The organism is Flavobacterium sp. GT3R68, from assembly GCF_007109225.1.
GTDB lineage: Bacteria > Bacteroidota > Bacteroidia > Flavobacteriales > Flavobacteriaceae > Flavobacterium.
In genome coordinates this window covers 1-1,178 of sequence record NZ_VJZK01000034.1, presented here as the reverse complement: position 1 = coordinate 1,178, position 1,178 = coordinate 1, and the positions used below count along the sequence as shown (strand labels likewise).

General features: G+C 33.4%; 1 protein-coding gene. It reads left to right on the top strand.

Annotated elements, in window-relative coordinates; genetic code table 11:
• A partial coding sequence (locus FNW07_RS13670; protein ID WP_144265653.1) for a transposase occupies positions 1-1,026 on the top strand: 1,026 nt, incomplete at its 5' end.
• Positions 1,027-1,178 lie beyond the last annotated feature (152 nt).

Below are 1,178 nucleotides of genomic sequence, written 5' to 3'. Positions count from 1 at the left end.
ATAAGTTCGAGTTCTTATGCCACCTCAACGGGTATGGCTCATTTGCTATCAATTAAGCATGATAAAATCACAAGGGAGTTGTCTAAAGGAGATTACAACAGTAAATTTTTATGGAAACAATCCAAAGTTTATGTACAAGAAATGACTCAGTCGAAAGACATTATAACCTTAAGTTTTGATGATTCGATAGAAGAAAAACGATACACAGATGAAAGCGAACTTAATTCTTGGCATTATGATCATAGCTTTGGCAGGTCTGTAAAAGGAGTTAATTTTCTGACTGCTCTAGTAGAGGTTGGAGGTATGCGATTACCCTGTTGCGTTGAGTTTGTAAAGAAAGACACTTGGGTAGCTGATTCTAAAACAGGTAAGCAAAAGCGAAAAGCTAGTGTTACTAAAAATGAACTTTTCAGAAAAATGCTCAGAGAGTGCGATGGTAAATTTTACTTTGATTATGTTTTGGCTGACAGTTGGTATTCGTCGATTGAGAATATGATTTGTTGTAAAAAAGAGCTAAAGAGAGATTTTATTATGGCTTTAAAAAGCAATAGAAATATTGCTTTATCACTAGAAGATAAAGAGAATAAGAAATACATAAGTATTGAAACACTACAGCCAGGACAGCAGACCGTGGAGATTTGGCTCGAAGAATTAGATTTTCCGCTGTTGCTTACAAAGCAAATTTTCAAAAACGAGAATGATACAGTCGGCGAGTTGTACTTGGCTTGTAGTGATTCAAACTTATCGTATGACCAAATCACTACAATCTACAAAAAACGGTGGGGAGTGGAAGAGTATCATAAATCTATAAAAAGTAATACCGGTTTTGCAAAGTCACCAACAAAAACAATCAAAGCACAAACTAATCATTATGTTTTGTCTATTGTAGCCTACGTAAAACTAGAATGGCTTAAACAAAGAACATGCAAAAATCATTTTGCAATGAAAGCTCAAATCTATTTAGCTGCTCAAAAAGCAGCACATACAGAACTACAAATATTGACCAAACCAAGAAAAGCTGCGTAATTATATTTTTAGTGGTGAATTTTATGAAATATAAGTTGTTAACAATGAAAATGTTAAAACAATATTTTTTGAGATGTTTTTTGCGTAAGGTGAGTAATAATTTACTTTTTGTATTCTAATCCAGGACCATCACAGCTTTTCCAAATACTTGA